Here is a 340-nt window from a genome sequence, read left to right as displayed (position 1 = left end):
GCCATGTTCTGTTCCAGAAGTGACTAGGTACCACTTCCTTCGATAATCATCTGTCTACTGCATAGCAGTCAGAATGGTCCGTTCGTTTCCGGCCATCCCATGCCCCTACCAAAGTTTGGGTTGCTAGCTTGAGGGGTTTACCGCGTTCCACTTTTTAGGTTTCCCTAAAAACTCCGTCACTGTGGCACTTTCAGAGCTACTAAAACCTATCCGAAGACTTAGCCAGTTCGCTCGCCGTAACTTGAAAATCAAGTCCCTAGGCTTATTGATTCGCCTAGCACAAACACTACTGGCATCACAGCCAGTGCTAGCATGGACTTTCCTCATGGAAGACTTGCAA

General features: G+C 47.9%; 1 other RNA gene. It reads right to left on the bottom strand.

The features are described from left to right. Positions 1–340, bottom strand: an RNA gene (gene rnpB, locus HL666_RS33910) — RNase P RNA component class B; the annotation flags it as partial.

The sequence above is a fragment of the Bradyrhizobium aeschynomenes genome (genome assembly GCF_013178945.1).
Lineage (GTDB): Bacteria > Pseudomonadota > Alphaproteobacteria > Rhizobiales > Xanthobacteraceae > Bradyrhizobium > Bradyrhizobium aeschynomenes.
The sequence above is the reverse complement of the archived record's forward strand: the minus strand, read 5'-3'. Positions and strand labels throughout refer to the sequence as shown.